We start from the raw sequence: 24,045 nt of genomic DNA on the forward strand, positions 1-24,045 counted from the left end.
GACGCCGCAACTCGTTTTCGGCAATACCGAAATTATCCAGCCCTTTCAACCCCATCGCTACTGTGCATGGGGTTGTTTTCTCATTTTTTGTTTTGCAGGCGCGTCTACCCCGCCCCGGCGCGCTTCTTCTGCCAGACGAGGTGCACCGCGCAGGTGCAGCCCGGCGGATGCGAGGCGAGGTCTTTCGGCATCTCGTCGTTCGCCGGCCTTGCCGCGAAGGCCTTGTCCTGCTGCGACGGGATGTAGTTCAGCACCGGCGCGAGCCAGCGCTCGGCTTCTGCCACCGTCATGCCCTTGCGTGCCGCGTAGTCCTCGACCTGATCGCGCTCGATCTTGCCGACGCCGAAATAATAGCTTGCAGGGTTCGCGAAATAGAGCCCCGATACGGACGAGCCCGGCCACATCGCAAAGCTCTCGGTCAGCTTCACGCCTGCCGTGTTCTCGGCATCGAGCAGTTCGAACAGCGTCGCCTTCTCGGTGTGGTCGGGCTGCGCGGGATAGCCGGGCGCGGGGCGGATGCCTTGATACTTTTCGAGGATCAGCTCCTCGCTGGAGAGCGCCTCGTCCGGCGCATAGGCCCAGAACTCGCGGCGCACACGGGCATGCATGCGCTCGGCGAAGGCCTCCGCAAGGCGGTCGGCCAGCGCCTTGCACAGGATCGAGGAGTAGTCGTCATTGGCGCTTCTGAAGCGGTCGGCGACGGCGTCCTCGCCGATGCCTGCGGTGACGACGAAGCCGCCGATATAGTCGGGCACGCCGGCAGGCGCGATGAAGTCGGCGAGCGCCGCGTTGAAGCGGCCCTCGCGCTTCTCGAGCTGCTGGCGCAGCGTGTGCAGCGTCGCGATGTTCTTGGTTCGGCTCTCGTCGGCATAGAGCACGATGTCGTCGCCTTGCGCATTCGCCGGCCAGAAGCCGATGGTGGCGCGGGCCCGGAACCATTTTTCCTTGACGATGGTGTCGAGCATCTTGCGCGCATCGTCGTAGAGCGAGCGCGCGACCTCGCCGACCTTGGCGTCGTCGAGAATGGCGGGGAAGCGCCCGGCGAGCTCCCAGGTCTGGAAGAACGGCGTCCAGTCGATGTAAGGCACGAGCTCGGCGAGATCGTATGCGTCGAAGCTGCGGATGCCCAGGAAGGTCGGCTTCACCGGCCGGTTGACGGCAAAGTCCACCGGCACGCGATTGGCGCGGGCGGCCGCCAGCTTCAGGCGCTTCTTGTCGGCCTGCGCGCGCAGATGCGCCTCCGAGATTTTTGCGTATTCGGCCCGCACCTCGGCGGCATAGGTCTCGCGCTTCTCCGGCGAGAGCAGCGCGGAGGCAACGCCGACCGCGCGGCTGGCGTCGTTGACGTGCACGACGGGACCGGCCCGATAGCTCGGGTCGATCTTCACGGCGGTATGCACGCGGCTGGTCGTGGCGCCGCCGATCAAGAGAGGCAGCCTCAAGCCTTCGCGCTGCAATTCGCCGGCGAAGAACGCCATCTCGTCGAGCGAGGGCGTGATCAGGCCCGAGAGGCCGACGATGTCGGCCTTCTCCGCTTTCACGGTCTCGACGATCTTGGCGGCCGGCACCATCACGCCGAGGTCGATGACCTCGAAATTGTTGCACTGGAGCACGATGCCGACGATGTTCTTGCCGATGTCGTGGACGTCACCTTTCACCGTCGCGAGCACGATCTTGCCGGCCGACGAGGAGCCTTCGGTGCCGATGCCGCTGGCGAGGTTGCGCGCCTTCTCCTCCTCCATGAACGGCATCAGGTAAGCAACGGCCTGCTTCATCACGCGCGCGGACTTCACCACTTGCGGCAGGAACATCTTGCCGTCGCCGAAGAGGTCGCCGACGACGTTCATGCCGGCCATCAGCGGTCCTTCGATGACGTCGAGCGGGCGCGAGGAATTCTTGCGGGCCTCCTCGGTGTCCTGCTCGATGAATTCGGTGATGCCGTGCACCAGCGAATGCGACAGCCGCTTCTCCACCGGCCATTCGCGCCAGGCGAGATCGGCTTCTTTGCTTTCCGTCTTCTTGCCGCGGAATTTCTCGGCGAGCGCCAGCAGGCGCTCGGACGCGCCGGGGTCGCGGTTGAGGACGACATCCTCGCACACTTGCCGCAGCTCGGGATCGATGTCGTCATAGACGATCATCTGCCCGGCATTGACGATGCCCATGTCCATGCCGGCCTTGATGGCGTGGTACAGGAACACCGAGTGCATGGCCTCGCGCACCGGCTCGTTGCCGCGGAACGAGAACGACAGATTGGAGACGCCGCCCGAGATGTGCGCGCCGGGCAGGTTCTGGCGGATCCAGCGCGTCGCCTCGATGAAGTCGACGCCGTAATTGTTGTGCTCCTCGATGCCGGTCGCGATCGCGAAGATGTTCGGATCGAAGATGATGTCCTCAGGCGGGAAGCCGACCTTGTTCACCAGGATGTCGTAGGCGCGCTTGCAGATCTCGGTCTTGCGCGCGAACGTGTCGGCCTGGCCGACCTCGTCGAACGCCATGACGACGACGGCCGCGCCGTGGCGGCGGGCGATCTTCGCCTCGTGGATGAACTTCTCCTCGCCCTCCTTCATCGAGATCGAGTTGACGACCGGCTTGCCCTGGACGCATTTCAGGCCGGCCTCGATGACAGAGAATTTCGAGGAATCGACCATCACGGGCACGCGGGCGATGTCGGGCTCGGCGGCGACGAGGTTGAGGAACGTCACCATCGCCGCTTCGGAATCGAGCAGGCCCTCGTCCATGTTGACGTCGATAACTACCGCCCCGTTCTCGACCTGGTCGCGCGCGACCTGGAGCGCGGCGGTGTAGTCACCGGCGGTGATCAGCTTGCGGAAGCGGGCCGATCCCGTGACGTTGGTGCGCTCGCCGACATTGACGAAGGGAATCGCATCCGTCAGCACGAACGGCTCGAGGCCGGAGAGCCGCAGGCGCGGGGTGATCTCCGGCACGATGCGCGGCCTGTGCGGGGCCACTGCGGCAGCGATCGCCGCGATATGGTCCGGCGTGGTGCCGCAGCAGCCGCCGACGATGTTGACGAGGCCGTCGCGGGCGAACTCGCCGATCAGGCGCGCCATGTACTCGGGCGTCTCGTCATACTGTCCGAACTCGTTGGGCAGGCCGGCGTTCGGATAGGCGCAGACCAGCGTGTCGGCGACGCGGCCGATATCGGCGATATGGGCGCGCAGATCCTCGGCGCCGAGCGCGCAGTTGAAACCGATAGTAATTGGCTTGGCATGCCGCACCGAATTCCAGAACGCTTCCGGCATCTGCCCCGACAGCAGGCGGCCGGACTTGTCGGTGATGGTGCCCGACACCATCACCGGCATGTCGATGCTGCGCTCTTCGGTGATCTCGGCGATCGCATAGAGCGCCGCCTTGGCGTTGAGCGTGTCGAAGATGGTCTCGACCAGCAAGAGGTCGACGCCGCCGTCGATCAGGCCGCGGATCTGCTCGCCATAGGATTTGCGCAAATCGTCGAAGGTGACGGCGCGATAGCCGGGATTGGAGACGTCGGGCGAGATCGAGGCGGTGCGGTTGGTGGGGCCGATGGCACCGGCAACGAAGCGCGGCTTGCCGTCCTCGGCTTCGACGCGCCGCGCCGCATTGCCGGCGAGGCGGGCGCCCTCGCGCGCCATCTCGTAGACGATGCCGGTGAGGTCGTAATCGGCCTGCGCGATCGAGGTCGTGGAGAAGGTGTTGGTCGCGACGATGTCGGCGCCGGCGCGCAAATAGGCGGCGTGGATGTCCTCGATCGCCTGCGGCTGGGTCAGGATCAACAGGTCGTTGTTGCCGCGCAGGTCGCGATGAAAGTTCTTGAAGCGCTCGCCGCGGAAGGCTTTCTCGTCGAGCTGCAGGTTCTGGATCATCGTGCCCATGGCACCGTCGAGCACGAGGATGCGCTCGCGTGCGGCGTTCAGCAGGGCAGTTCGCTTGGGAGAAACGGGAGCGGTCATCTTACGCTGCCTTCTGCGCGCTCTTGGCGCGAATGCCGAGCAAATGGCTGATCGCGAAGACGAGATCGGCGCGGTTCATGGTGTAGAAATGGAAGGTGTCGACGCCGTGCTTGGCGAGCTTCTGCACCTGGCCGGCGGCGACGGTAGCCGCCACCAGCTTGCGGGTCTCGGCGTCGTCATCGAGGCCCTCGAACTTCGCGGCGAACCAGTCCGGCACGGTGGTGCCGGCGCGGGTGACGAAATTGCGCGCCTGCTTGAAATTGTGCATGGGCATGATGCCCGGCACGATCGGGATATTGATCCCGCGGGCGCGGACGCGATCGAGATAGCGGAAGTAGAGGTCGTTATCGAAGAACACCTGCGTGATCGCGCGCGTCGCGCCGGCATCGACCTTGGCCTTCAGTGTGTCGATGTCGGCATCGAAGTCGCGCGCCTCCGGGTGCTTCTCGGGATAGGCCGAGACCGACACCTCGATATCGCCGTGCCGCTTCTTGATTCCCGCGACCAGCTCGGCCGAGCTCTGATAGCCTTGGGGATGGCTGGAATAGGGTGTCCCGATGCCGCCGACGGGATCGCCGCGCAAGGCCACGATGTGGCGGACGCCGACCTCGTGATAGCGGTCGACGATCTCGTCGATCTCGCCGCGCGAGGCGCCGACGCAGGTCAGATGCGCGGCCGGCAGCAGCGCGGTCTCCTTGAGGATGCGGGTAATGGTCGAATGGGTGCGCTCGCGGGTCGAGCCGCCGGCGCCATAGGTCACCGAGACGAATTTCGGCTCGAGCGGGGCCAGCCGCTTGATCGTCTCCCAGAGATTGCGCTCCATCTCTTCCGTCTTGGGCGGAAAGAACTCGAAGGAGATCGCAGGCCGCTTCAGGTGCCCGTCTTGCCCGTCGGGTTGGGCAGGCGTCGTCAGATCGGTCATGGCACCACTCACTCCAAGGATCTCGCTCAGCCACGGCGGCCAGCAGCCGCATCCGGCGCGGAAGGCCTAAGATAGGGCAAAGCCAGTTCGATCGACAGCCCATCAGTGATGGGAAGTGGCCCACTTGTGCTGCCAATATCCGAATTATCGAGCATGGCGCGATCTGAGTGGGAAATTTGAGATGAGAATAATTTATAATGTAAATCAGCCAATTAGTAGGAAATTGATTCGGCAGTGAGTGCCCCTATTCTATGTGGGCGACGTGAATCTGCGTGATTGCGGCTGTCCTTGTCCCACCGCTCCGGCCTCGGCCGAGGCACGTGGCCGCTCCGCCTGCACACGTCAGACCTGCGGAGCCAGCCCATTGCCGCCGCGCCGGCCTCGATTACGTTAAGCCGCCATGATCCCGCTCTCCGTCCTCGACCTCTCCGTGGTCACCACCGGCACCAAGCCCGCCGCGGCGCTGCGCAACAGCATCGATCTGGCGCGCCACGTCGATGGGCTCGGCTATGTCCGCTACTGGCTCGCCGAGCATCACAACCTCGCCTCCGTCGCGAGTCCCGCACCCGACGTGATGATCGGGCAGATCGCGGCGGTGACGAAGCACATCCGGGTCGGCTCCGGCGGCGTGATGCTGCCCAATCACGCGCCGCTGGTGGTGGCCGAGCGCTTCAAGATGCTGGAGGCGCTGTTTCCCGGCCGGATCGATCTCGGGCTCGGCCGCGCGCCCGGCACCGACGGCGCTACGGCCTATGCGCTGAGAAGCCGGCTCGACCGTCGCGAGGGCGACGATTTCCTGGAGCGGCTGCACGAGCTGATCCTGTGGGAAACCCGCGAATTCCCTGCTGGGCACCCCTACAACAACGTCGTGGCGATGCCTGACGACACCGCCCTGCCGCCGATCTGGCTGCTCGGCTCCAGCGATTATTCTTCGGAGCTCGCCGCGCAAGTCGGCATGGGCTTCGCCTTCGCCCATCATTTCGCATCCCACGACGCGATCGACGCGATGGTGCATTACCGCAATCGTTTCCAGCCTTCGGCCTGGCGTGCGAGTCCGCATGCCGTTCTCGCGGTCGCTGTCATTGCGGCTGATACCGACGAGGAGGCCGAAAGGCTCGCCTCTTCCTTCGACCTCAACCGCCTTCGCCGCGACCGCGGTCAATATCTGCCGCTGCCAAGCGTCGAGGAGGCGATGGCCTATCCGTATACGGACGCCGAGCGGACCTCGATCCTCCGCAACCGCTCGCGCCTGTTCGTCGGCAGCCCCGCGACGGTGCAGAAGAAGCTGCAGCCCTTGATCTACGCCAGCAAGCCGGACGAGCTGATGGTGATCACGGCGGTGTACGACCACGAGGCGCGGAAGAAGTCGTATTCGCTGCTGGCGGAGGCGTTCGGGCTGGCGAAAAGAGAAACCGCGTAAGCCGCTCTCGTGCCCCGGACGCAGCGCTCCCGGCGATGCGAAGCATCGTCCGGTGCGGTGCGCTGCAGAGCCGGCGGCCTATCGCAGCCCCGAGTCTTGCAGCCCCCTGGGTCCCGGCTCGCGCTTCGCGCGTCCGGGACACGCAATCAATCCTGCGCTTCGCTGAACGTTGCCCGGAACGGATGTCCCGGATACACGCCGACGATGCGGAATTCGCGCGAGAAGAATTTCAGCTCCTCGATCGCGAAGGCGAGGCCCTTGTCATCGGGGTGGCCTTCGACGTCGGCGTAAAACTGCGTGGCGAAGAAATTGCCGTCGACCATGTAGCTCTCGAGCTTGGTCATGTTGACGCCGTTGGTGGCGAAACCGCCGAGCGCCTTGTAGAGCGCGGCAGGCAAATTGCGCACGCGGAAAACAAAAGTGGTGACGAGCGGGCCGGTGCCTTGGGGCGCCCATTTCGGCTCGCGCGCCAGCACCACGAAGCGCGTGGTGTTGTGGGCCTCGTCCTCGATGTCTTCGGCGAGGATGTCGAGGCCGTAGATCTTTGCGGCAAGGCGCGAGGCGATCGCGGCGACCGTCTTGTCCTTGCGCTCGGAAATGTCGCGGGCGCTGCCGGCGGTGTCGGCGTGCACGATCGGCTTGATGCCGAGCTTGCGGATGATGCGCCGGCACTGGCCGAGCGCATGCACATGGCTCTCGACGCTCTTGATGTCTTCGAGCTTGGTGCCCTTCACTGCCATCAGCTGATGCCGGACCGGCAAGAACCATTCGCCGACGATGAAGAGGCCGGAGGCCGGCAGCAGATGATGGATGTCGGCAACGCGGCCTGCGACCGAATTCTCGATCGGGATCATGCCGAGATCGGCCTCGCCCGACGAGATTGCCGACAGCGCGTCTTCAAAAGTAGCGCAGGGCATCGGCTCGGCGTCGGGATAGGCCTCGACGATGGCGATGTGGGAATTGGCTCCGGGTTCGCCCTGGAATGCGATCTTCAGCTTGCTCATGGTCGGCCTTGTAACAGCGCCTCAGGATTTGGAAAGGATGCTGCGGGCGGTTTCGAGATCGGGCGGCGTGTCGACGCCGCGGGGCACGCTGTCGACGATCATGATGTCGATGCGCATGCCGGCCTCCACGGCCCGCAGCTGTTCCAGGCTCTCCTGACGCTCGAGCGGCGAAGGCGGCAGCGATACGAACCGCTCCAGCGCGGCGCGGCGATAGGCGTAAAGGCCGATGTGGTGGTATCGCGGTCCGTTGCCGTAAGGGGCTGTGGCGCGGGTGAAATAAAGTGCCCGCAACCGCTTCGGCCCGATCGGCGAACCGATCGCCTTCACCACGCTCGGCGCGAGGTCCTCCTCCTCGGTGTGGATCTGCGAGGCCAATGTGACGATGTCGACTGCGGGGTCGTCGAAGGGCGGCAGCACCTCGCGGATCGCTGCCGGCGTGATGGTCGGGAAATCGCCCTGGAGATTGATCACGATCTCGGCCTTGCCCTCGGGATCGAGCTTCTGCATGGCCTCGTGGATGCGGTCGGAGCCGGAGGGGTGGTCGGCGCGGGTCATCACGGCCTCGCCGCCATGGGCGGTCACGACCGAGGCGATCTCATCGGTGTCGGTTGCGACCGCGACCCGGCCGATTGCCGCGGCCTCGGCGCGGCGCAGCACATGCACGATCATCGGCAGGCCCGCGATATCGGCGAGCGGCTTGCCGGGCAGGCGGGTGGCGGCCATGCGGGCCGGGATCAGCACCAGGATGCGAGGATCGGTCATTGGGTTCAAAGGTCTGGGGTCAAGAGCCTGGAAACGGGGCGTTTTCCGTGCCGAGAAATGGAGTGGGACGGGCTGAAAGCCGGCTCGCTTATACGGGTTGCCAGACCCCGGGCAAACCGATATCTCAATGGCAAAACTCGGGGAAACAATAAGGAACGTTTTTGATTCTCCCGAGGCTCGTCCTGGCGGCCGCATGGGCCGCTGTTTCCTTCTTGCGGTGGGGCCTGGCCGGAAATGGACTCTTTCGAACTCAACAAGATTCTCGGTGCCGTGCTCGGCACCTGTCTCTTTCTGCTGGTGACGAGCTTCACCGCGAGTGCGCTGTTCTCCCCCAAGATGCCGGAAAAGCCGGGCTTCGAGATCGCCGTGAAGGAAGATGCCGGCCACGGCAAGGAAGGTGCCGCTGCGGCCGCACCGTCCGAGCCGATCGAGAAGCTGCTCCAGACCGCCTCCGTCGAGAAGGGTGCTGCCGCCGCCAAGAAGTGCGGCGCCTGCCACACGTTCGAGAAGGGCGGCCCGAATCGGGTCGGTCCAAACCTCTATGGCGTCGTCGGCGAGCCAAGAGGCCAGGGCCGTGGTGGCTTCAACTTCTCGGCGGCCATGAAAGCCAAGGGCGGCACCTGGACGTTCGATGACCTCAACAAGTTCATCGCCAATCCGAAGGGCTTCATTCCCGGCACCGCCATGGGCTTTGCCGGCATCCCGAAGGATTCCGAGCGCGCCGACGTCATTGCCTATCTGAACTCGCTGTCGGAGCATCCTCAGCCGCTGCCGACCGCGTCGAAGTAAGGCCCCAAGAACCCGTTTTGGAACGTGCGGCCAGGCTGAAAAGCCTGGCCGTTTCCTTATCCGGGCCTCGCGGCGAATTTATCGGGGCGTTTGGCCGCATCCGGTGGGCCGCCGGGGCTTCCAAGATGAGGAAAAAGCAACATATTCGGTCGAAACCTCGCCTATATTGGGAACTTAAAGGAGTAGCCTCCTTCAAGACAGGACTATTGATTTGGCCATTACCCGACGCGATCTTCTGCTCACCGGCACTGCGGCCGCAGCGCTTCCCGCCCTCGGTTCCGTCGCGGGCGTTTCCGTCGTCGGCACGGCCGAAGCGCAGTCTTCCAATGAGCTGCCCTGGCGCCACGCGCTCTCGCTGTTCGGAAAGGTCAAGTACCCCGCCGACTTCAAGCGCTTCGACTACGTCAATCCGGACGCGCCGAAGGGCGGCATCGCGCGCCAGATCGCCGTCGGCACGTTCGACAATTTCAATATCGTCGTCTCGGGTGTGAAGGGGCAGGTCGCCGGCGCCGTCGCCTTCATCTACGAATCGCTCACGACGCCCTCGCTTGACGAGGTCTCGACCGAATACGGCGCACTGGCCGAAGCCGTCAGCCATCCCGACGATTTTTCCTTCGTCACCTATCGTTTGCGGCCGCAGGCGAAATGGCATGACGGCAAGCCGGTCACGCCGGAGGACGTGATCTTCTCGCTCGATTCCTTCAAGAAGCACCATCCGATGTACTCGGCGTACTACAGCCATGTGGTGAAGGCCGAGAAGGTCGGCGAGCGCGAGGTGAAGTTCGTGTTCGACGCCCCCGGCAACCGCGAACTGCCGCAGATCGTGGGGCAGCTGATCGTCTTGCCGAAACATTGGTGGGAGGGGACGGACGCGCAGGGCCGCAAGCGCGATGTCTCCGCCACCACGCTGGAAGTGCCGCTTGGTTCCGGCCCCTACAGGGTCAAGGAGTTCGTCGCAGGACGCTCGATCGCGCTGGAGCGCGTCAAGGACTATTGGGGCCGCGACCTTCCGGCCAATGTCGGCCGCAACAATTTCGACGAGCTGCGCTACGAATATTTCCGCGACGCCACGGTCGCGATCGAGGCGTTCAAGGCCGACCAGGTCGATTGGCGCACCGAGAACAGCGCGAAGAACTGGGCGACCGCCTATGACTTCCCGGCTGTGACCGAAAAGCGGGTGATCCTCGAGGAATTCGCCAATCGCAGCTCGGGCGTGATGCAAGCCTTCGTGCCGAACCTGCGCCGCGCCAAGTTCAGCGATCCGCGTGTTCGTCGTGCACTCAACTGCGCGTTCGACTTCGAGGAGATGAACAAGCAGATCTTCTACGGTCAGTACAAGCGCATCAGCAGCTATTTCGACGGCATCGAAGATCTGATGGCGACCGGCTTGCCGCAGGGGAAGGAGCTCGAGATCCTCGAGACCGTCCGCGCCCAGGTCCCGCCTGAAGTCTTCACCACGGCCTACACCAATCCGGTCGGCGGCAGTCCGGAGGCCGTGCGCGACAATCTGCGCGAGGCGCTGCGCCTGTTCAAGGAGGCCGGTTATGAGGTGCGCGACCGCAAGCTGATCGACGTCAAGACCGGCGCCCAGTTCTCCCTGGAATTGCTGAACTCGGATCCGAGCTTCGAGCGGATCACGCTGTTCTACAAGCCGTCGCTGGAGCGGCTCGGCATTGCCGTGAGCGTGCGGACGGTCGATCCGACCCAATATGAGAACAGGACGCGCGAGTGGGACTTCGACATCGTCACCAACTCCTGGGGCGAGTCGCAATCGCCGGGCAACGAGCAGCGCGAGTTCTGGTCCTCCAAGTCGGCCGACATCGCCGGTTCGCGTAATATCGCCGGCATCAAGAATCCGGCCGTCGACAAGCTGATCGAGCGGGTGATCTACGCTAGAGATCGCGACGATCTCGTCGCGGCCACCAAGGCACTCGACCGCGTGCTGCTGTGGAATCACTACGTCGTGCCGCAATGGACCTACAACAAGGTGCGTACCGCGCGCTGGGATCGGTTCGGCCGGCCGGCGGAACTGCCCAAATACGGTCAGTCCGGCTTCCCGTTCATCTGGTGGTACGACGCAGACAAGGCGGCACGGATCGCAAAGAAGTCGTGAAGGACATGTCCCGCATGACGCAGATGTCACGCCGCCATGTGCTGGCCTTGGGTGTCGGCGGCGCCCTCGGGGCGTCCCTCGGTTCGCCGCTGCTGCGCAGCGCGCGAGCGTCGGAAGCGGGGACCGACGCGCACGGCATCTCTGCGTTCGGCGATCTCAAATATCCCGCCGATTTCCACCATTTCGACTACGTCAATCCGTCTGCGCCGAAGGGCGGCACGTTCTCGCTCATCCCATCGACGAGGTCGTATAACCAGTCCTACCAGACCTTCAACTCGCTCAACGCCTACATCCTCAAGGGCGATGGCGCGCAAGGCATGGACATGACGTTTTCGCCGCTGATGGTGCGCGGCAGCGACGAGCCGGACGCGATGTACGGACTTGCCGCAAAATCCGTGCAGATATCGCCGGACAGGCTGGTCTATCGCTTCACGATGCGGCCGGAGGCGAAATTCCACGACGGCACCAGGCTCACCGCCCACGACGCGGCGTTTTCGCTGACAACGCTGAAGGCCAAGGGCCACCCGCTGATCATCGTGCAGATGCGTGACTTCGTGAACGCGGAAGCCATCGACGACGCGACGCTCGTCGTCACCTTCGCCAAGGGACGCGCCCGCGACGTGCCGCTCTATGTTGCCGGACTGCCGATCTTCTCGAAGGCCTATTATGCGTCCCGGCCGTTCGATGAATCGACGCTGGATATTCCGCTCGGCTCCGGTCCGTACAAGGTCGGCAGGTTCGAGGTCAATCGCTACATCGAATTCGAGCGGGTCAAGGACTGGTGGGCCGCCGATCTGCCGGTTTGCCGCGGCAGCTACAATTTCGATGTCGTGCGCTACGAGTTCTATCGCGACCGCGACGTCGCCTTCGAAGGTTTCACCGGCAAGAGCTATCTCTATCGGGAAGAATTCACCTCACGCATCTGGGCAACGCGCTATGACTTTCCGGCCGTGAAGGATGGCCGGGTCAAGATGGAGGTCGTGCCCGATGACACGCCCTCCGGAGCGCAAGGCTGGTTCATCAACACGCGACGCGACAAATTTAGGGATCCGCGCGTGCGCGAGGCCCTGATCAACGCTTTCGATTTTGAATGGACCAACAAGACCATCATGTACGGCGCCTATGCCCGTACGGTGTCGCCATTCCAGAACTCGGACCTCATGGCAGGCAATACGCCGCCTTCGCCGGAAGAGCTGAAATTGCTGGAGCCGTTTCGCGGCCAGGTTCCGGACGACGTTTTCACCGCACCGTTCACGCCTCCGGTCACGGACGGCTCCGGGCAGGACCGCAGCCTCTTGCGCAAGGCGCAGCAACTGCTGAGCGAGGCGGGTGTGCCGATCAAGGACGGCAAGCGGATGCTGCCGAATGGCGAGGTGTTCAAGATCGAGTTCCTGTTGGATGAGCCTTCCTTCCAGCCGCATCATGCGCCCTACATCAAGAATCTCGCGACGCTTGGTATCGAAGCGAACGTGCGCCTCGTCGATGCGGTGCAATACAGGGCGCGTCAGGATGACTTCGATTTCGACATGACGATCCAGCGCTTCAGCATGTCCGCGACGCCGGGCGACGCCATGCGCTCGTTCTTCTCCTCGCAGGTCGCGAACACCAAGGGCTCGTACAATCTCGCGGGCATCGCCAGCCCGGCCATCGACGCCATGATCGAAAAAATCATGGCGGCTGACAGCCGCGAAGAGCTGACCGTCGCCTGCCGCGCTTTTGATCGCCTGTTCCGCGCCGGCCGCTACTGGGTGCCGCAATGGTACAACAAGACGCACCGGCTGGCCTATTGGGACCAGTTCGGCCATCCGCAGAAGCTGCCGCGTTATGCCAACGGCGTCGGCGCGCCCGACATCTGGTGGCATGAACCCGCCAAGGCGGCCAAGCTCGAGCAGGCAAAATAGCCATGAGCGCCTATATCGCCCGCCGCATCCTCCTGATGATCCCGACGCTGCTCGGGATCCTCTTCGTGTCCTTCATCGTCGTGCAGTTCGCGCCGGGCGGCCCGGTCGAGCGTGTGATCGCGCAGCTCTCGGGCGCCGACACCGGCGGTACCTCGCGCATCTCTGGCGGCAGCGATTTTGCGCAGCGCGCTCCCGGGCAGGTCGGTGCCGGCGCCGATGCCATCAACTCCAAATACCGCGGCGCGCAGGGGCTCGACCCCGATTTCATCAAGAAGCTGGAGGTGCAGTTCGGATTCGACAAGCCGGCACCGGAACGCTTCGCGCTGATGGTTTGGAATTTCGCCCGTTTCGATTTCGGCAAGAGCTATTTTCGCGACGTCAGCGTGATCCAGCTGATCAAGGAGAAGCTGCCGGTCTCGATCTCGCTGGGGATCTGGCTGACACTGATCACCTATCTGATCTCGATCCCGCTCGGCATCCGCAAGGCGATGAAGGACGGTACGCGCCTCGACACCTGGACATCGACCGTCCTCGTGCTCGGCTATGCCATTCCCGGATTCCTGTTCGCCATTCTTCTGATCATCCTGTTCGCCGGCGGCTCCTTCTTCAACTGGTTTCCGCTGCGCGGGTTGACGTCAGACGGGTGGTCGGAGTTTCCCTGGTATTGGAAGATCATCGACTATTTCTGGCATCTGACGCTGCCGCTGATCGCCATGGGCCTCGGCGCGTTCACCACCATGACGTTCCTGACCAAGAACTCGTTCCTTGACGAGATCCGCAAGCAATACGTCATGACCGCGCGCGCCAAGGGGTGCAGCGAGAACCGGGTGCTGTACGGCCATGTCTTCCGCAATGCGATGTTGATCGTGATCGCCGGCTTCCCCGGGACCTTCATCCACGCCTTCTTTTCAGGCTCGCTTCTGATCGAGACCATCTTCTCGCTGGACGGGCTGGGGCTGCTCAGCTTCGAGAGCGTGCTCAACCGCGACTATCCCGTGGTGTTCGGCACGCTTTACATCTTTTCGCTGGTCGGTCTCGTGATCAACCTGATCTCCGACCTGACCTATATGTGGATCGACCCCCGGATCGATTTCGAGGCGCGGGAGGTCTGATGACGCTGGCCGCCCCAACGACGCCGATCGAAACCACGGCGAAATCGCCGCTCGGCGATTCGGTGCCGATCACGCGCAAGCCGTTCGTGCCTTCGCCGCTCAACAGGCGCCGGTGGCAGAACTTCAAGGCCAACCGCCGTGGCTACTGGTCGTTCTGGCTCTTCATCGGCCTGTTCGTGGTGTCGCTGTTCGCCGAGCTGATTGCCAACGATCGGCCCTTCCTGATCAAGTTCGACGGCCGGCTCTATTGGCCCGCCTTCGTGACCTATTCGGAAACGACCTTCGGCGGCGATTTCGAGACGGCGGCCGACTATCGCGATCCGTACTTGCAGAAGCTCATCAAGGACAAGAACGGCACAATCGTCTGGCCCCTGATCCGCTATTCCTACGATACTCACAATCTCGATTTGCCGACGCCGGCGCCGTCGCCGCCGACCTGGATGTTGACGGAGAAGCAGTGTCAGCCGGTGGTGGAGAAGAAGGGACTGAAGAGCTGCCGCGACCTCGAATATAACTGGCTCGGTACCGACGATCAGGGCCGCGACGTGGTGGCGCGATTGATCTACGGCTTCCGCATCTCGGTGCTGTTCGGACTTTGTCTCACGATCGTCTCGTCCGTCATCGGCATCGCGGCGGGGGCGGTGCAGGGCTATTTCGGCGGCCGGGTCGACCTCATCTTCCAGCGTTTCATCGAGATCTGGACGGCGATTCCCTCGCTCTACCTTCTCCTGATCCTGTCCTCGGTCCTCGTGCCCGGCTTCTTCGTGCTGCTCGGCATCTTGCTGCTGTTCTCCTGGGTCTCTCTGGTCGGTCTGGTGCGGGCCGAGTTCCTGCGTGGGCGCAACTTCGAATACATCCAGGCGGCGCGGGCGCTCGGCGTCTCCAACCCGGTCATCATGTTCCGCCACCTGCTGCCGAACGCGATGGTTGCGACCATGACGTTCCTGCCCTTCATCGTGTCGAGTTCGGTGATGACATTGACGGCGCTCGATTTCCTGGGCTTCGGCCTGCCGCCGGGATCGCCTTCGCTGGGCGAATTGCTGTCGCAGGCCAAGTCCAATGTGCAGGCACCCTGGCTCGGTTTCTCCGGCTTCTTCTCGGTCGCGATCATGCTGTCGCTGTTGATCTTCATCGGCGAAGCCGTGCGCGATGCCTTCGATCCGCGCAAGACGTTCAGGTAAGGCTATGGACGCGATCAACCAGCCCCTGCTCAGCGTGCGCGACCTTTCGGTGGCCTTCCACCAGGGCGGCGCCACCACGCTCGCGGTCGACAAGGTCTCGTTCCAGATCAAGCGCGGCGAATGCGTGGCGCTGGTCGGCGAATCCGGTTCCGGCAAGTCGGTCAGCGCGCTCTCGATCCTGAAGCTGTTGCCCTATCCGAACGCGTCGCATCCCTCGGGCAGCATCCGCTTCAAGGGACAGGAGCTGATCGACCGGTCCGAGCAGAAGATGCGCGAGATTCGCGGCAGCGACATCTCCATCATCTTCCAGGAGCCGATGACCTCGCTCAATCCGCTGCACACGATCGAGGCGCAGATCGGCGAGATCATCCAGCTGCACAATCCCACCAGCAATGCCGAGGCGCGCAGGCGGACGCTGGAATTGCTGACGCAGGTCGGCATTCCCGAGCCCGAGACGCGGCTGAAGAGCTATCCGCACCAGCTCTCCGGCGGCCAGCGTCAGCGCGTGATGATCGCGATGGCGCTCGCCAACGAGCCGGACCTTCTGATCGCGGACGAGCCGACGACGGCGCTCGACGTCACCGTGCAAGCGCAGATCCTGGCGCTGCTTGCCGAGATCCGTTCGCGGCTCGGCATGAGCCTGCTGTTCATCACCCACGATCTCGGCATCGTTCGCCGCATCGCCGACACCGTCTGCGTCATGAAGGGTGGCGTGGTCGTCGAGCAGGGACCGGTCGAGCAGGTCTTCAAGACCCCGAAGCATCCCTATACGCGCGACCTGCTCGCGGCGGAGCCGAAGCCCGATCCGGCGCCGCCGCAGCCGGATGCGCCGGTGGTGATGTCGGCCAATGATCTCAAAGTCTGGTTTCCGATCAAGCGCGGCCTGATGCGCAAGACGGTCGGCCACATCAAGGCGGTCGATGGCGTCAGCGTCGCCGTGCGCAAGGGCGAGACGCTCGGGGTCGTCGGCGAATCCGGCTCGGGCAAGACCACGCTGGGTCTCGCCCTGCTGCGGCTGATCTCCTCGGACGGGCGCATCGTGTTCCTGGGCAAGGACATCCAGGGCCTGCGTTTCAAGGAGATGCGGCCGTTCCGGCGCGACATGCAGATCGTGTTCCAGGACCCGTTCGGCTCGCTCAGCCCCCGCATGTCGGTGGCCGACATCATCGCCGAAGGCCTGTCCGTGCATCAGCCGAAGCTGTCGCGCGAAGAGCGCGAGGGGCGCGTCGTCAAGGCGCTGGAGGATGTCGGGCTCAATCCGGATACGCGCTTCCGCTATCCGCATGAATTCTCCGGTGGCCAGCGCCAGCGCATCAGCATCGCGCGCGCAGTGGTGCTGGAGCCGGATTTCGTCGTGCTGGACGAGCCGACCAGCGCGCTCGACATGCTGTTCCAGGCGCAGATGGTCGATCTGTTGCGCGAGCTCCAGCGCAAACGCGACCTCACCTACATGTTCATCTCGCACGATCTGCGCGTCGTCGCCTCGCTCGCCAGCCACCTCATCGTGATGCGCGGCGGCAAGGTGGTCGAGGAGGGCCAGGCCGCCGAGCTGTTTAGGAATCCGAAGACTGACTACACGCGCGCACTGTTCGCCGCGGCGTTCCGGCTGGAGACGGCGGGCAACGGGGCGGTGGCGACGTAATCTTCAGTAGGATGGGTAGAGCGCAGCGAAACCCATCATTCTAACGACGCGGCCGCGCAGCGATGGGTTTCGCGGCGCTCTACCCATCCTACGAGGTCTCGCTACAGCCGCTTGATCGCGACGACCTCGCTGCCGGCCTGCCTGATCCGCGCAATCGCCGGTTCGATCGGCTCGATGACGGTCGCCATGTGATACGCGTTGGCATGAACCATGGTGTCGCCGTCGCGGACGATGGCGACGTGGCCCTTCCAGAAGATCAGATCGCCGCGCAGCAAGCTGCTCCGCTCATGCGGCTCCAGCGCGCGGCCGAGCCCCGCCAGCTGCATGTCGCTGTCGCGCGGGCAGCCGATCCCGGCTGATGTCAGCGACACCTGTACCAGGCCCGAGCAATCGATGCCAAAGCTGCTCTTGCCGCCCCAGAGATAGGGGGTTCCGACAAAGCGCTCGGCCACCGCGACGAAGTCCGGCTCGCGATGATCGAGCGGCGCGAGATGCGTCCTTGGCAAGAACGTTCCTTCGCGCGTCACCGCGAAGATCCCATCCTCGCGCACGATCGTGAGTCTTGATCCCAGCACCAGCGTGTCGGCCGGCGGCAGCTTGATCGACGGGCCGGGAAACGCAAACGTCCGAAGTACGCTGACCAAGTGTGTCGGCGTGGCCGTCGGCCTCAGGAGCGCCGCGTCGGGCAGCCAGCCGACATAGCCATCGCCTGCAAGCTGGCCCCAGGCCCAGCCTTCTCCGTTGCGGTCGTAGACCGTGACGCGCTCGCCGCGCAGCGCCTCCGTCATCAGCATGGCGTTCGAGGATGGCTGCTCGCGCATCGGGGCAATCGCGTCGATCGCCTCGAATTCCTCTCCGGTGACGAAGCGCTCCGCCTCGACCTGGCCTTCGAGATATTTCGCGGCGATGTCGCCCCGCGACGGCGTCAGCCGCGGGTCATGCATAGCGTTCGCTCAAGAGTGCGTAGATGGCGCGCGCGGCCTGGCACTCGCCGCCTTCGGGCCGTGCCGGTTTCGCCGACGGCGTCCAGCCGTAGATGTCGACATGCAGCCAGCTCGCGGCGTGCTCGACGAAGCGTTGCAGGAACAACGCGCAGGTGATCGAGCCGGCAAAGCCGCCCGACGGCGCATTGGTGATGGTCGCCGTCTTGGAGTCCAGCCAGGAATCGTAAGGCGGCCATAGCGGCATGCGCCACAACGGATCGTTTTCCTTCACCGCGCAGCGCGCGACCTCAGTGGCCAGCGTCTCATCATTGGTGTAAAAGGGCGGCAGATCCGGGCCCAGCGCGACGCGCGCCGCGCCGGTCAGCGTGCCGAGGTCGATCAGCAGATCGGGCTTCTCCTCGTCGGCCAGCGCCAGCGCGTCGGCGAGCACGAGCCGGCCTTCCGCGTCGGTGTTGCCGATCTCGACCGTGATGCCCTTGCGCGAGGTAAAGATGTCGAGCGGGCGGAAGGCATTGCCCGCGACGGCGTTCTCCACCGCCGGAATCAGCACGCGCAGCCGCACCTTCAGCTTTGCATCCATCACCATGCGCGCAAGCGCCAGCACGTTGGCGGCGCCGCCCATGTCCTTCTTCATGATCAGCATGCCGCTCGACGGCTTCAGGTCGAGCCCGCCGGTGTCGAAACAAACGCCCTTGCCCACCAAGGTCACCTTGGGATGCTCAGGATCGCCCCAGCCGATGTCGATCAGCCGCGGCGTGCGGCTGGAGGCCATGCCGACGGCGTGGATCAGCGGGAAGTTCGCCTTCAGATCCTCGCCGACGGTGCAGGCGAAGCTTGCGCCGAACTCGGCAGCGAGCGCTTGCGCGGCTGCGGCGAGCTCCGACGGGCCCATGTCGTTGGACGGCGTGTTGATGAGGTCGCGCGCCAGCATGGCGGCATCGGCGATCCGCTCGATCTCGGCCGCGTCGACACCGTCAGGCGGCACCAGCCGGACTTCCGGGCGATCGGCCTTGCGGTAGCGGGCGAAGCGGTAGCACCCCAGTGCGAAGGCGAGCGCCGCCAGCCGCGGATCGTGCGGCGCGTTGGCAAAGCGATAGGTTCCCGGCGGCAACAGGCCGGGCAGGGCCCCTGGTCGGAACAGGTCGCGCGATCTTGCACGCTCATCCTCGAGACCGAACAGCACCTGAGCAATCGTCCCGTCCGGCGCGGGAAGTGCCAGATAGCCGCCCGGCTTGGCGGCAAAGGCGCTTGCGGCGGCGAACTGGCGCTGCGCCGGGGGCAGCGTCTCGGCAATCTGATCCCAGCTCGACTTGGTGACGAAAGTGATCGGGATGGCGGTGGGCGACGTCTCGAAGACAGAGGGCATTGGCGGGTCCGGATCGTCAGATCAAGCGGGGTCATGCGAACCGACGAGACTTCGCAGAGTTTCGGCGCCGCTGCAATCGGCATTGCCGTCACCGTTCAGCGAACTGCGCCGCGCCGCAAGGCCATGCTAGGTTCGGGGGGCGGCCGCCAGATGTGGAGATCGGAGGCGACCGACCAGGAAGCGCCGGGAGGAAATGCGATGGAATTTGTGTGGAGCGTGGTCACATTCGTCGGCCAGGCCGTCGAGGCGATTTTTGGCTATATCGAACATCACCATTGGATCTTCGCGTTCCTTGCCGGCGGCTACGTCTTCTATCTCCACGATCGCTCCGTCCACGCGCGGTTCGATGCGCTCGACAAGCGCATCGACGAAATCCGCAGGCGGCTCGCGATCGAATATTGACCGGGCGAGAGGACGCCGTCCTCGGGCGGATCTCGTATCCCGCGCCGAGAGCTACGGGTTGGAAGGGGACGGCCTCACGCCTTTACGAGCGTTGCGATCGTGATGCCGCCGCGAGAGGCCAGAGGGCGTCGTTAACCGGCCGTTAGGGTTAACATTCTATTGCTGGCGCGTTCGGCTCGATCAAGCGGCTCCAGAATCAAGGCTTCATGCGTCAACGGATCAGTCCTGCCCGGCTTCTTGCCTCGACGTCGCTGATCGCAGCGGTGGCCATGGGCCTCGGCGGCTGCACGGCCATGTCGAAACTCTCCGACGTGACGGGCTCGGTCGGCTCCCGGGCGGAGGCGGCTTCCGCCGACCGCGCGTCCACCGATCCGGCGCGGGCCGTCGACGCCTATGGCCAGCGCTACCGCGCCAATCCCAAGGATGCCGACGCCGCACTCGCCTACGGACAGGCCTTGCGCGCCAACGGCCAGCGCGCCCAGGCCGCCGCCGTGCTCGAGCAGGCGACCATCGCCAATCCCGGCAACAAGGCGCTGCTCGCCCAGTACGGCCGCGCACTCGCCGACAACGGCAATTTCCAGCAGGCTTACGACGTCCTGTCGAAGGCGCACTCGCCCGACAATCCGGACTGGCGCCTGCTTTCGGTGCAGGGCACGGCGCTGGACCAGATGGGCCGTCATGAGGAGGCGCGATCCTACTACGCGAGCGCGCTCAAGATCGCACCGGGTGATCCCGGCGTGCTCTCCAATCTCGGCCTGTCCTACATGCTGTCGAGGGACCTGCCCAAGGCCGAGGAGGCGCTGCGGCAGGCCTATGCGTCGCCGCGCGCCAGCAGCCGGGTGCGGCAGAATCTCGGCCTGGTCGTCGGTCTCCAGGGCCGCTTCGCGGAAGCGGAGACCATCGTGAAGGCGGACCTGCCGCCGGACCAGGCCGCGGCCAATGTCGCCTATCTCAAGGACATGCTGAGCCGCAGCGACGCCCCGCGCGGCGCGCCGAAGCGGACGCCGGTCGCTTCGCTGAGCCAGCCCGACTGATCAGAGCTGCTCTTCCGGGCGTTGGTGGCGGACCGTGTGGTCCAGCCCGGCTCACTGCATCTCGGTGACCTTGATGGCGGTGGGTCCGAGAATGACCACGAACAGCACCGGCAGGAAGAACAGGATCATCGGCACGGTCAGCTTCGGCGGCAGCGCGGCCGCCTTCTTCTCGGCCTCGTTCATGCGCATGTCGCGATTCTCCTGCGCCATGACGCGCAAGGAATGGCCGAGCGGCGTGCCGTAACGCTCCGCCTGCTGCAGCGCCAGACACACCGACTTGACGCCCTCGAGCCCGGTGCGCCGTGCCAGGTTCTCATAGGCGACCTTGCGATCCTGCAAATAGGACAACTCGGCCGTGGTCAGGGTGAACTCCTCCGACAGTGCGATCGACTGGCCCACGATTTCGTTCGCAACTCTCCGAAAGGCCATCTCGACCGACATGCCGGATTCGATGCAGATCAGGAGCAGGTCGAGCGCGTCGGGAAATGCACGCTTGATCGAGAGCTGGCGCTTGGAGATCGCATTCCTGAGGAACAGCATCGGTGCCTGGAGGCCGAGATAGGCAGCGCCGACGCAGATGCCGATCTTGATCGGCATCGCCTGCTGCATATTGGCGATCACGAAGACGTAGAGTGCCGAGCCGATCAAGAGCACGATCGGCGCGACCATGCGGGCAAACAGGAAGGTGACATAGGGCGCCTGGCCGCGGTAACCTGCCATGATGAGCTTCTCCCGCGCAGCTTCCTGCGCGAGCCATTTGGTCAGGTTGAAGTCCTCGACCACCTTGGAGACGAGTTGCTTCGGCGTCTGGCGCAGCGAGACCTTCTCGTTCTTGTTGAGACGCTCACGCTCGCGCTGCCGGATGCGCTCACGCTCGCTCGCCACCGCCTTCATGCGCTTGGAGAGGCCCTCGCCGGCGAACAACGGCATCACCAGCGTATACACGGTTGCGCTGGCGGCGACGGCCGCTAGCAGCATGGTCATGAAACGGACGTCGTGCAGTTTCGAGACGAGGAATTCGACCATACGGCACCGTCAGAAATCGAAGTTGATCATCTTCTTCATCACCATGATGCCGATCGACATCCAGACGACGCAGCCGACCAGCATCAGCTGGCCGGTAGGATGAGTCCAAAGCACCGAGATGTATTGCGGCGTCGTGAGATAGACGAGGAACATCACGATCGGCGGCAGCGAGCCGATGATGCCGGCCGAGGCCTTGGCTTCCATCGACATCGCCTGGATCTTCTCCCGCATCTTCTTGCGGTCGCGCAGCACCTTGGAGAGGTTGCCGAGCGCTTCGGAGAGGTTGCCGCCCGACTTCTGTTGGATCGACACCACGATGCCGAAGAAATTGGCCTCCGGCAGCGGCATGCGCTCGTAGAGCCGCGCGCAGGCCTCGCCCAAGGGCATGCCGATCGCCTGCGTCTCGATGATAGCCAGGAATTCGCTGCGTAGCGGCTCGGGAGAATCGGCGGCGACGACCTTGATCGATTCGAACAGCGGCAGGCCCGCCTTGATGCCGCGAACGATCACGTCGACCGCGTCGGGCAGCGCAGCCAGGAACTTGGCCTCGCGACGCTTCTTCAGGAAGCTGAGCGCCCAGCGCGGCAGGCCGAAGCCGCCGGCAAAGGCGAGCCCGGCGGCACCGATCATGCCGCCGCCGCCGATCAGCGCGACCGCGAAGAACACGCCCGCCACGACGGCGGACGCGATCCAGAATTTCTGCGGCGTCCAGTCAAGCCCCGCCTGCGACAGGCGGACGCTGAGCGGAGCGCTCTTCTCCTGGGCGCGCCGCGCCTCGAGGTCCTTGAGCGTGGTCTCGACCTGCTCGCGGCGCGAGCGCTGGGTCTTCTCGGCCTGGCGGGCCGTCGGCGCCTCGGCGCGCGCGACCGATGCGCGCCGGCTTTCCGCCTTTCGCTCCCCGGACAGCAAGGGATAGAGGAAGACCCAGGCGATGCCGCCGACGGCTGCGGTGGCGAGGAAGGCGAGGGCGAGGACCTGCATGTTCATGGCGGCGCTGACCTGCTCACGTCTTCGGAGCGACTTCCGCTGCGTCGAGCGCAGCGGCGAGGCGCTTCTCCTCGCCGTAATAGCGGGCGCGTTCCCAGAACTTCGGACGGCCGATGCCGGTCGAGCGGTGCCGGCCGATGATCTTGCCGTTGGCGTCCTCTCCGACCATGTCGTAGAGGAAGATGTCCTGGGTGATGATGGTGTCGCCTTCCATGCCCATCACCTCGGTGATGTGGGTAATGCGGCGCGAGCCGTCGCGCAGGCGCGCGGCCTGGACGATGACGTCGATGGAAGCGCAGATCATCTCGCGGATGGTGCGTGAGGGCAGCGAGAAGCCGCCCATCGTGATCATGGATTCGCAGCGCGACAGCGCCTCGCGCGGGTTGTTGGCGTGCAGCGTGCCCATCGAGCCGTCATGGCCGGTGTTCATGGCCTGGAGCAGGTCGAACGCCTCGGGTCCGCGGACCTCGCCGACGATGATCCGCTCGGGCCGCATACGCAGGCAGTTGCGCACCAATTCGCGCATGGTGACCTGGCCCTCGCCCTCGATGTTGGGCGGGCGGGTTTCCAGCCGCACCACGTGGGGCTGCTGAAGCTGGAGCTCGGCGGCGTCCTCGCAGGTGATGACGCGCTCGTCGTGCTCGATGTAATTGGTGAGGCAGTTGAGCAGGGTGGTCTTGCCCGAGCCGGTACCGCCGGAAATCAGCACGTTGCAGCGGACGCGGCCGATGATCTGGAGGATCTCGGCGCCTTCCGGCGTGATCGCGCCGAACTTGACCAGCTGATCCAGCGTCAGCTTGTCCTTCTTGAATTTGCGGATGGTGAGCGTGGGGCCGTCGATCGACAGCGGCGGCACGATGGCGTTGACGCGGGAGCCGTCGGCGAGGCGCGCGTCGCAGATCGGCGAGGATTCGTCGACGCGCCGGCCGACCTGGCTGACGATGCGCTGGCAGATGTTGAGAAGCTGTTGGTTGTCGCGGAAGCGGATGCCGGTGCGCTGGATCTTGCCGCCGACCTCGATGTAGACGGTGTTGGCGCCATTGACCATGATGTCGGCGATGTCGTCGCGCGACAACAGCGGTTCGAGCGGGCCGTAGCCGAGGACGTCGTTGCAGATGTCGTCGAGCAGCTCCTCCTGCTCGGCGATCGACATCACGATGTTCTTGATCGCGATGATCTCGTTGACGATGTCGCGGATTTCCTCGCGCGCGGACTCCGAATCGAGCTTGGCGAGCTGGGCAAGGTCGATGGCCTCGATCAGGGCGCCGAAGATGGTCGCCTTGACCTCGTAATAATTATCCGAACGCCGGCTCTCCATGGCCGGAGGCGGCGGGGCCTTGGCAGGAGCGAGCGGCGGCGAGGTGACGGCCGGCGGAGGCGGGGCGCGCGACACCGTCGGCGCCTGAGCCTGGGCAGGCTCGAGCGACACGGCGCCGGGCTTGGGCGCCCGAAAGTCGGTGTCTGTTCCGCTACGCTTACCGAACACTTAA

The 24,045-nt window shown here is 64.6% G+C and carries 18 protein-coding genes; 9 read left to right on the plus strand and 9 right to left on the minus strand.

What is annotated here, in order from left to right:
- Positions 1 to 104: 104 nt before the first annotated feature.
- Both metH and metF read right to left on the minus strand, forming a co-directional pair.
- Positions 105 to 3,950: a methionine synthase gene (gene metH / locus JQ566_RS11400; protein WP_212372329.1), complete on the minus strand. Its 3,846-nt coding sequence runs from the start codon at positions 3,948 to 3,950 to the stop codon at positions 105 to 107.
- Position 3,951: 1 nt separating this feature from the next.
- A complete protein-coding gene (gene metF / locus JQ566_RS11405; RefSeq protein ID WP_212372330.1) occupies positions 3,952 to 4,872 on the minus strand; it encodes a methylenetetrahydrofolate reductase [NAD(P)H] in 921 nt (306 codons plus the stop codon).
- A gap of 400 nt (positions 4,873 to 5,272) precedes the next feature.
- Between metF and JQ566_RS11410 the strand changes: the two genes are divergently transcribed.
- Positions 5,273 to 6,292: an LLM class flavin-dependent oxidoreductase gene (locus JQ566_RS11410; RefSeq protein ID WP_212372331.1), complete on the plus strand. Its 1,020-nt coding sequence runs from the start codon at positions 5,273 to 5,275 to the stop codon at positions 6,290 to 6,292.
- A 146-nt stretch (positions 6,293 to 6,438) separates the two neighbouring features.
- On the opposite strand, the gene JQ566_RS11415 is transcribed toward JQ566_RS11410, so the two are convergent.
- Both JQ566_RS11415 and JQ566_RS11420 read right to left on the minus strand, forming a co-directional pair.
- The gene (locus tag JQ566_RS11415; RefSeq protein WP_212372332.1) at positions 6,439 to 7,296 is read right to left on the minus strand and encodes a prephenate dehydratase; all 858 of its coding nucleotides are present in this window, start codon (positions 7,294 to 7,296) and stop codon (positions 6,439 to 6,441) included.
- A gap of 21 nt (positions 7,297 to 7,317) precedes the next feature.
- Positions 7,318 to 8,058 carry a 3-deoxy-manno-octulosonate cytidylyltransferase gene (locus tag JQ566_RS11420; protein ID WP_212372333.1) on the minus strand — a complete coding sequence of 247 codons (741 nt, stop codon included), beginning with the start codon at positions 8,056 to 8,058 and terminating at the stop codon, positions 7,318 to 7,320.
- Between the two features lie 234 nt (positions 8,059 to 8,292).
- Between JQ566_RS11420 and JQ566_RS11425 the strand changes: the two genes are divergently transcribed.
- The 6 genes from JQ566_RS11425 (at position 8,293) to JQ566_RS11450 (ending at position 16,796) form a co-directional block, all read left to right on the plus strand.
- Positions 8,293 to 8,847 (plus strand): c-type cytochrome, encoded by a 555-nt coding sequence (locus JQ566_RS11425; RefSeq protein ID WP_212372334.1) that lies wholly within the window; start codon positions 8,293 to 8,295, stop codon positions 8,845 to 8,847.
- Between the two features lie 211 nt (positions 8,848 to 9,058).
- The gene (locus JQ566_RS11430; protein ID WP_212372335.1) at positions 9,059 to 10,960 is read left to right on the plus strand and encodes an extracellular solute-binding protein; all 1,902 of its coding nucleotides are present in this window, start codon (positions 9,059 to 9,061) and stop codon (positions 10,958 to 10,960) included.
- Positions 10,961 to 10,974: 14 nt separating this feature from the next.
- Positions 10,975 to 12,861, plus strand: a complete 1,887-nt coding sequence (locus JQ566_RS11435) for an extracellular solute-binding protein (protein WP_212372336.1) — start codon at positions 10,975 to 10,977, stop codon at positions 12,859 to 12,861.
- A gap of 2 nt (positions 12,862 to 12,863) precedes the next feature.
- Positions 12,864 to 13,973, plus strand: coding sequence for a microcin C ABC transporter permease YejB (locus tag JQ566_RS11440; protein ID WP_028177292.1), 1,110 nt, complete (start codon positions 12,864 to 12,866; stop codon positions 13,971 to 13,973).
- Entirely contained in the window at positions 13,973 to 15,154 is a 1,182-nt protein-coding gene (locus JQ566_RS11445) for an ABC transporter permease (RefSeq protein ID WP_028177291.1), read from the plus strand. The genes JQ566_RS11440 and JQ566_RS11445 overlap by 1 nt, the downstream gene beginning before the upstream one ends.
- 4 nt (positions 15,155 to 15,158) lie before the next feature.
- A complete protein-coding gene (locus JQ566_RS11450; protein ID WP_212372337.1) occupies positions 15,159 to 16,796 on the plus strand; it encodes an ABC transporter ATP-binding protein in 1,638 nt (545 codons plus the stop codon).
- A 101-nt stretch (positions 16,797 to 16,897) separates the two neighbouring features.
- Here the strand turns inward: JQ566_RS11450 and JQ566_RS11455 are convergent, their stop codons facing one another.
- Together JQ566_RS11455 and JQ566_RS11460 are read right to left on the minus strand one after the other, a co-directional pair.
- Complete coding sequence (locus JQ566_RS11455) at positions 16,898 to 17,740, minus strand: C40 family peptidase (RefSeq protein WP_212372338.1); 843 nt, start codon at positions 17,738 to 17,740, stop codon at positions 16,898 to 16,900.
- On the minus strand, positions 17,733 to 19,106 hold the full coding sequence (locus tag JQ566_RS11460) for a leucyl aminopeptidase family protein (RefSeq protein ID WP_212372339.1): 1,374 nt from the start codon (positions 19,104 to 19,106) through the stop codon (positions 17,733 to 17,735). Before JQ566_RS11460 ends, JQ566_RS11455 begins: the two co-directional genes overlap by 8 nt.
- A 198-nt stretch (positions 19,107 to 19,304) precedes the next feature.
- On the opposite strand from JQ566_RS11460, the gene JQ566_RS11465 reads away from it, so the two are divergent.
- A complete protein-coding gene (locus tag JQ566_RS11465) occupies positions 19,305 to 19,508 on the plus strand; it encodes a hypothetical protein (protein WP_028177287.1) in 204 nt (67 codons plus the stop codon).
- Positions 19,509 to 19,714: 206 nt separating this feature from the next.
- Complete coding sequence (locus tag JQ566_RS11470; RefSeq protein ID WP_212372340.1) at positions 19,715 to 20,542, plus strand: tetratricopeptide repeat protein; 828 nt, start codon at positions 19,715 to 19,717, stop codon at positions 20,540 to 20,542.
- Between the two features lie 51 nt (positions 20,543 to 20,593).
- On the opposite strand, the gene JQ566_RS11475 is transcribed toward JQ566_RS11470, so the two are convergent.
- From JQ566_RS11475 to JQ566_RS11485, 3 genes are read right to left on the minus strand one after another with little or no spacing between them, the layout of a single operon-like run.
- Positions 20,594 to 21,568: a type II secretion system F family protein gene (locus JQ566_RS11475; protein ID WP_212372341.1), complete on the minus strand. Its 975-nt coding sequence runs from the start codon at positions 21,566 to 21,568 to the stop codon at positions 20,594 to 20,596.
- Positions 21,569 to 21,577: 9 nt separating this feature from the next.
- On the minus strand, positions 21,578 to 22,555 hold the full coding sequence (locus JQ566_RS11480) for a type II secretion system F family protein (protein ID WP_212372342.1): 978 nt from the start codon (positions 22,553 to 22,555) through the stop codon (positions 21,578 to 21,580).
- Between the two features lie 16 nt (positions 22,556 to 22,571).
- Positions 22,572 to 24,041: a TadA family conjugal transfer-associated ATPase gene (locus JQ566_RS11485; protein ID WP_212372343.1), complete on the minus strand. Its 1,470-nt coding sequence runs from the start codon at positions 24,039 to 24,041 to the stop codon at positions 22,572 to 22,574.
- Positions 24,042 to 24,045: the final 4 nt, after the last annotated feature.

The sequence above is a fragment of the Bradyrhizobium sp. SZCCT0231 genome (assembly GCF_018130245.1).
GTDB lineage: Bacteria > Pseudomonadota > Alphaproteobacteria > Rhizobiales > Xanthobacteraceae > Bradyrhizobium > Bradyrhizobium japonicum_F.

What these genes read in the sequence shown, in the direction of transcription:
- metH (WP_212372329.1), bottom strand. Translation starts at nt 3,950, where the DNA reads ATGACCGCTCCCGTTTCTCCCAAGCGAACTGCCCTGCTGAACGCCGCA.
- metF (WP_212372330.1), bottom strand. Translation starts at nt 4,872, where the DNA reads ATGACCGATCTGACGACGCCTGCCCAACCCGACGGGCAAGACGGGCAC.
- JQ566_RS11410 (WP_212372331.1), top strand. Translation starts at nt 5,273, where the DNA reads ATGATCCCGCTCTCCGTCCTCGACCTCTCCGTGGTCACCACCGGCACC.
- JQ566_RS11415 (WP_212372332.1), bottom strand. Translation starts at nt 7,296, where the DNA reads ATGAGCAAGCTGAAGATCGCATTCCAGGGCGAACCCGGAGCCAATTCC.
- JQ566_RS11420 (WP_212372333.1), bottom strand. Translation starts at nt 8,058, where the DNA reads ATGACCGATCCTCGCATCCTGGTGCTGATCCCGGCCCGCATGGCCGCC.
- JQ566_RS11425 (WP_212372334.1), top strand. Translation starts at nt 8,293, where the DNA reads ATGGACTCTTTCGAACTCAACAAGATTCTCGGTGCCGTGCTCGGCACC.
- JQ566_RS11435 (WP_212372336.1), top strand. Translation starts at nt 10,975, where the DNA reads ATGACGCAGATGTCACGCCGCCATGTGCTGGCCTTGGGTGTCGGCGGC.
- JQ566_RS11440 (WP_028177292.1), top strand. Translation starts at nt 12,864, where the DNA reads ATGAGCGCCTATATCGCCCGCCGCATCCTCCTGATGATCCCGACGCTG.
- JQ566_RS11445 (WP_028177291.1), top strand. Translation starts at nt 13,973, where the DNA reads ATGACGCTGGCCGCCCCAACGACGCCGATCGAAACCACGGCGAAATCG.
- JQ566_RS11450 (WP_212372337.1), top strand. Translation starts at nt 15,159, where the DNA reads ATGGACGCGATCAACCAGCCCCTGCTCAGCGTGCGCGACCTTTCGGTG.
- JQ566_RS11455 (WP_212372338.1), bottom strand. Translation starts at nt 17,740, where the DNA reads ATGCATGACCCGCGGCTGACGCCGTCGCGGGGCGACATCGCCGCGAAA.
- JQ566_RS11460 (WP_212372339.1), bottom strand. Translation starts at nt 19,106, where the DNA reads ATGCCCTCTGTCTTCGAGACGTCGCCCACCGCCATCCCGATCACTTTC.
- JQ566_RS11465 (WP_028177287.1), top strand. Translation starts at nt 19,305, where the DNA reads ATGGAATTTGTGTGGAGCGTGGTCACATTCGTCGGCCAGGCCGTCGAG.
- JQ566_RS11470 (WP_212372340.1), top strand. Translation starts at nt 19,715, where the DNA reads ATGCGTCAACGGATCAGTCCTGCCCGGCTTCTTGCCTCGACGTCGCTG.
- JQ566_RS11475 (WP_212372341.1), bottom strand. Translation starts at nt 21,568, where the DNA reads ATGGTCGAATTCCTCGTCTCGAAACTGCACGACGTCCGTTTCATGACC.
- JQ566_RS11480 (WP_212372342.1), bottom strand. Translation starts at nt 22,555, where the DNA reads ATGAACATGCAGGTCCTCGCCCTCGCCTTCCTCGCCACCGCAGCCGTC.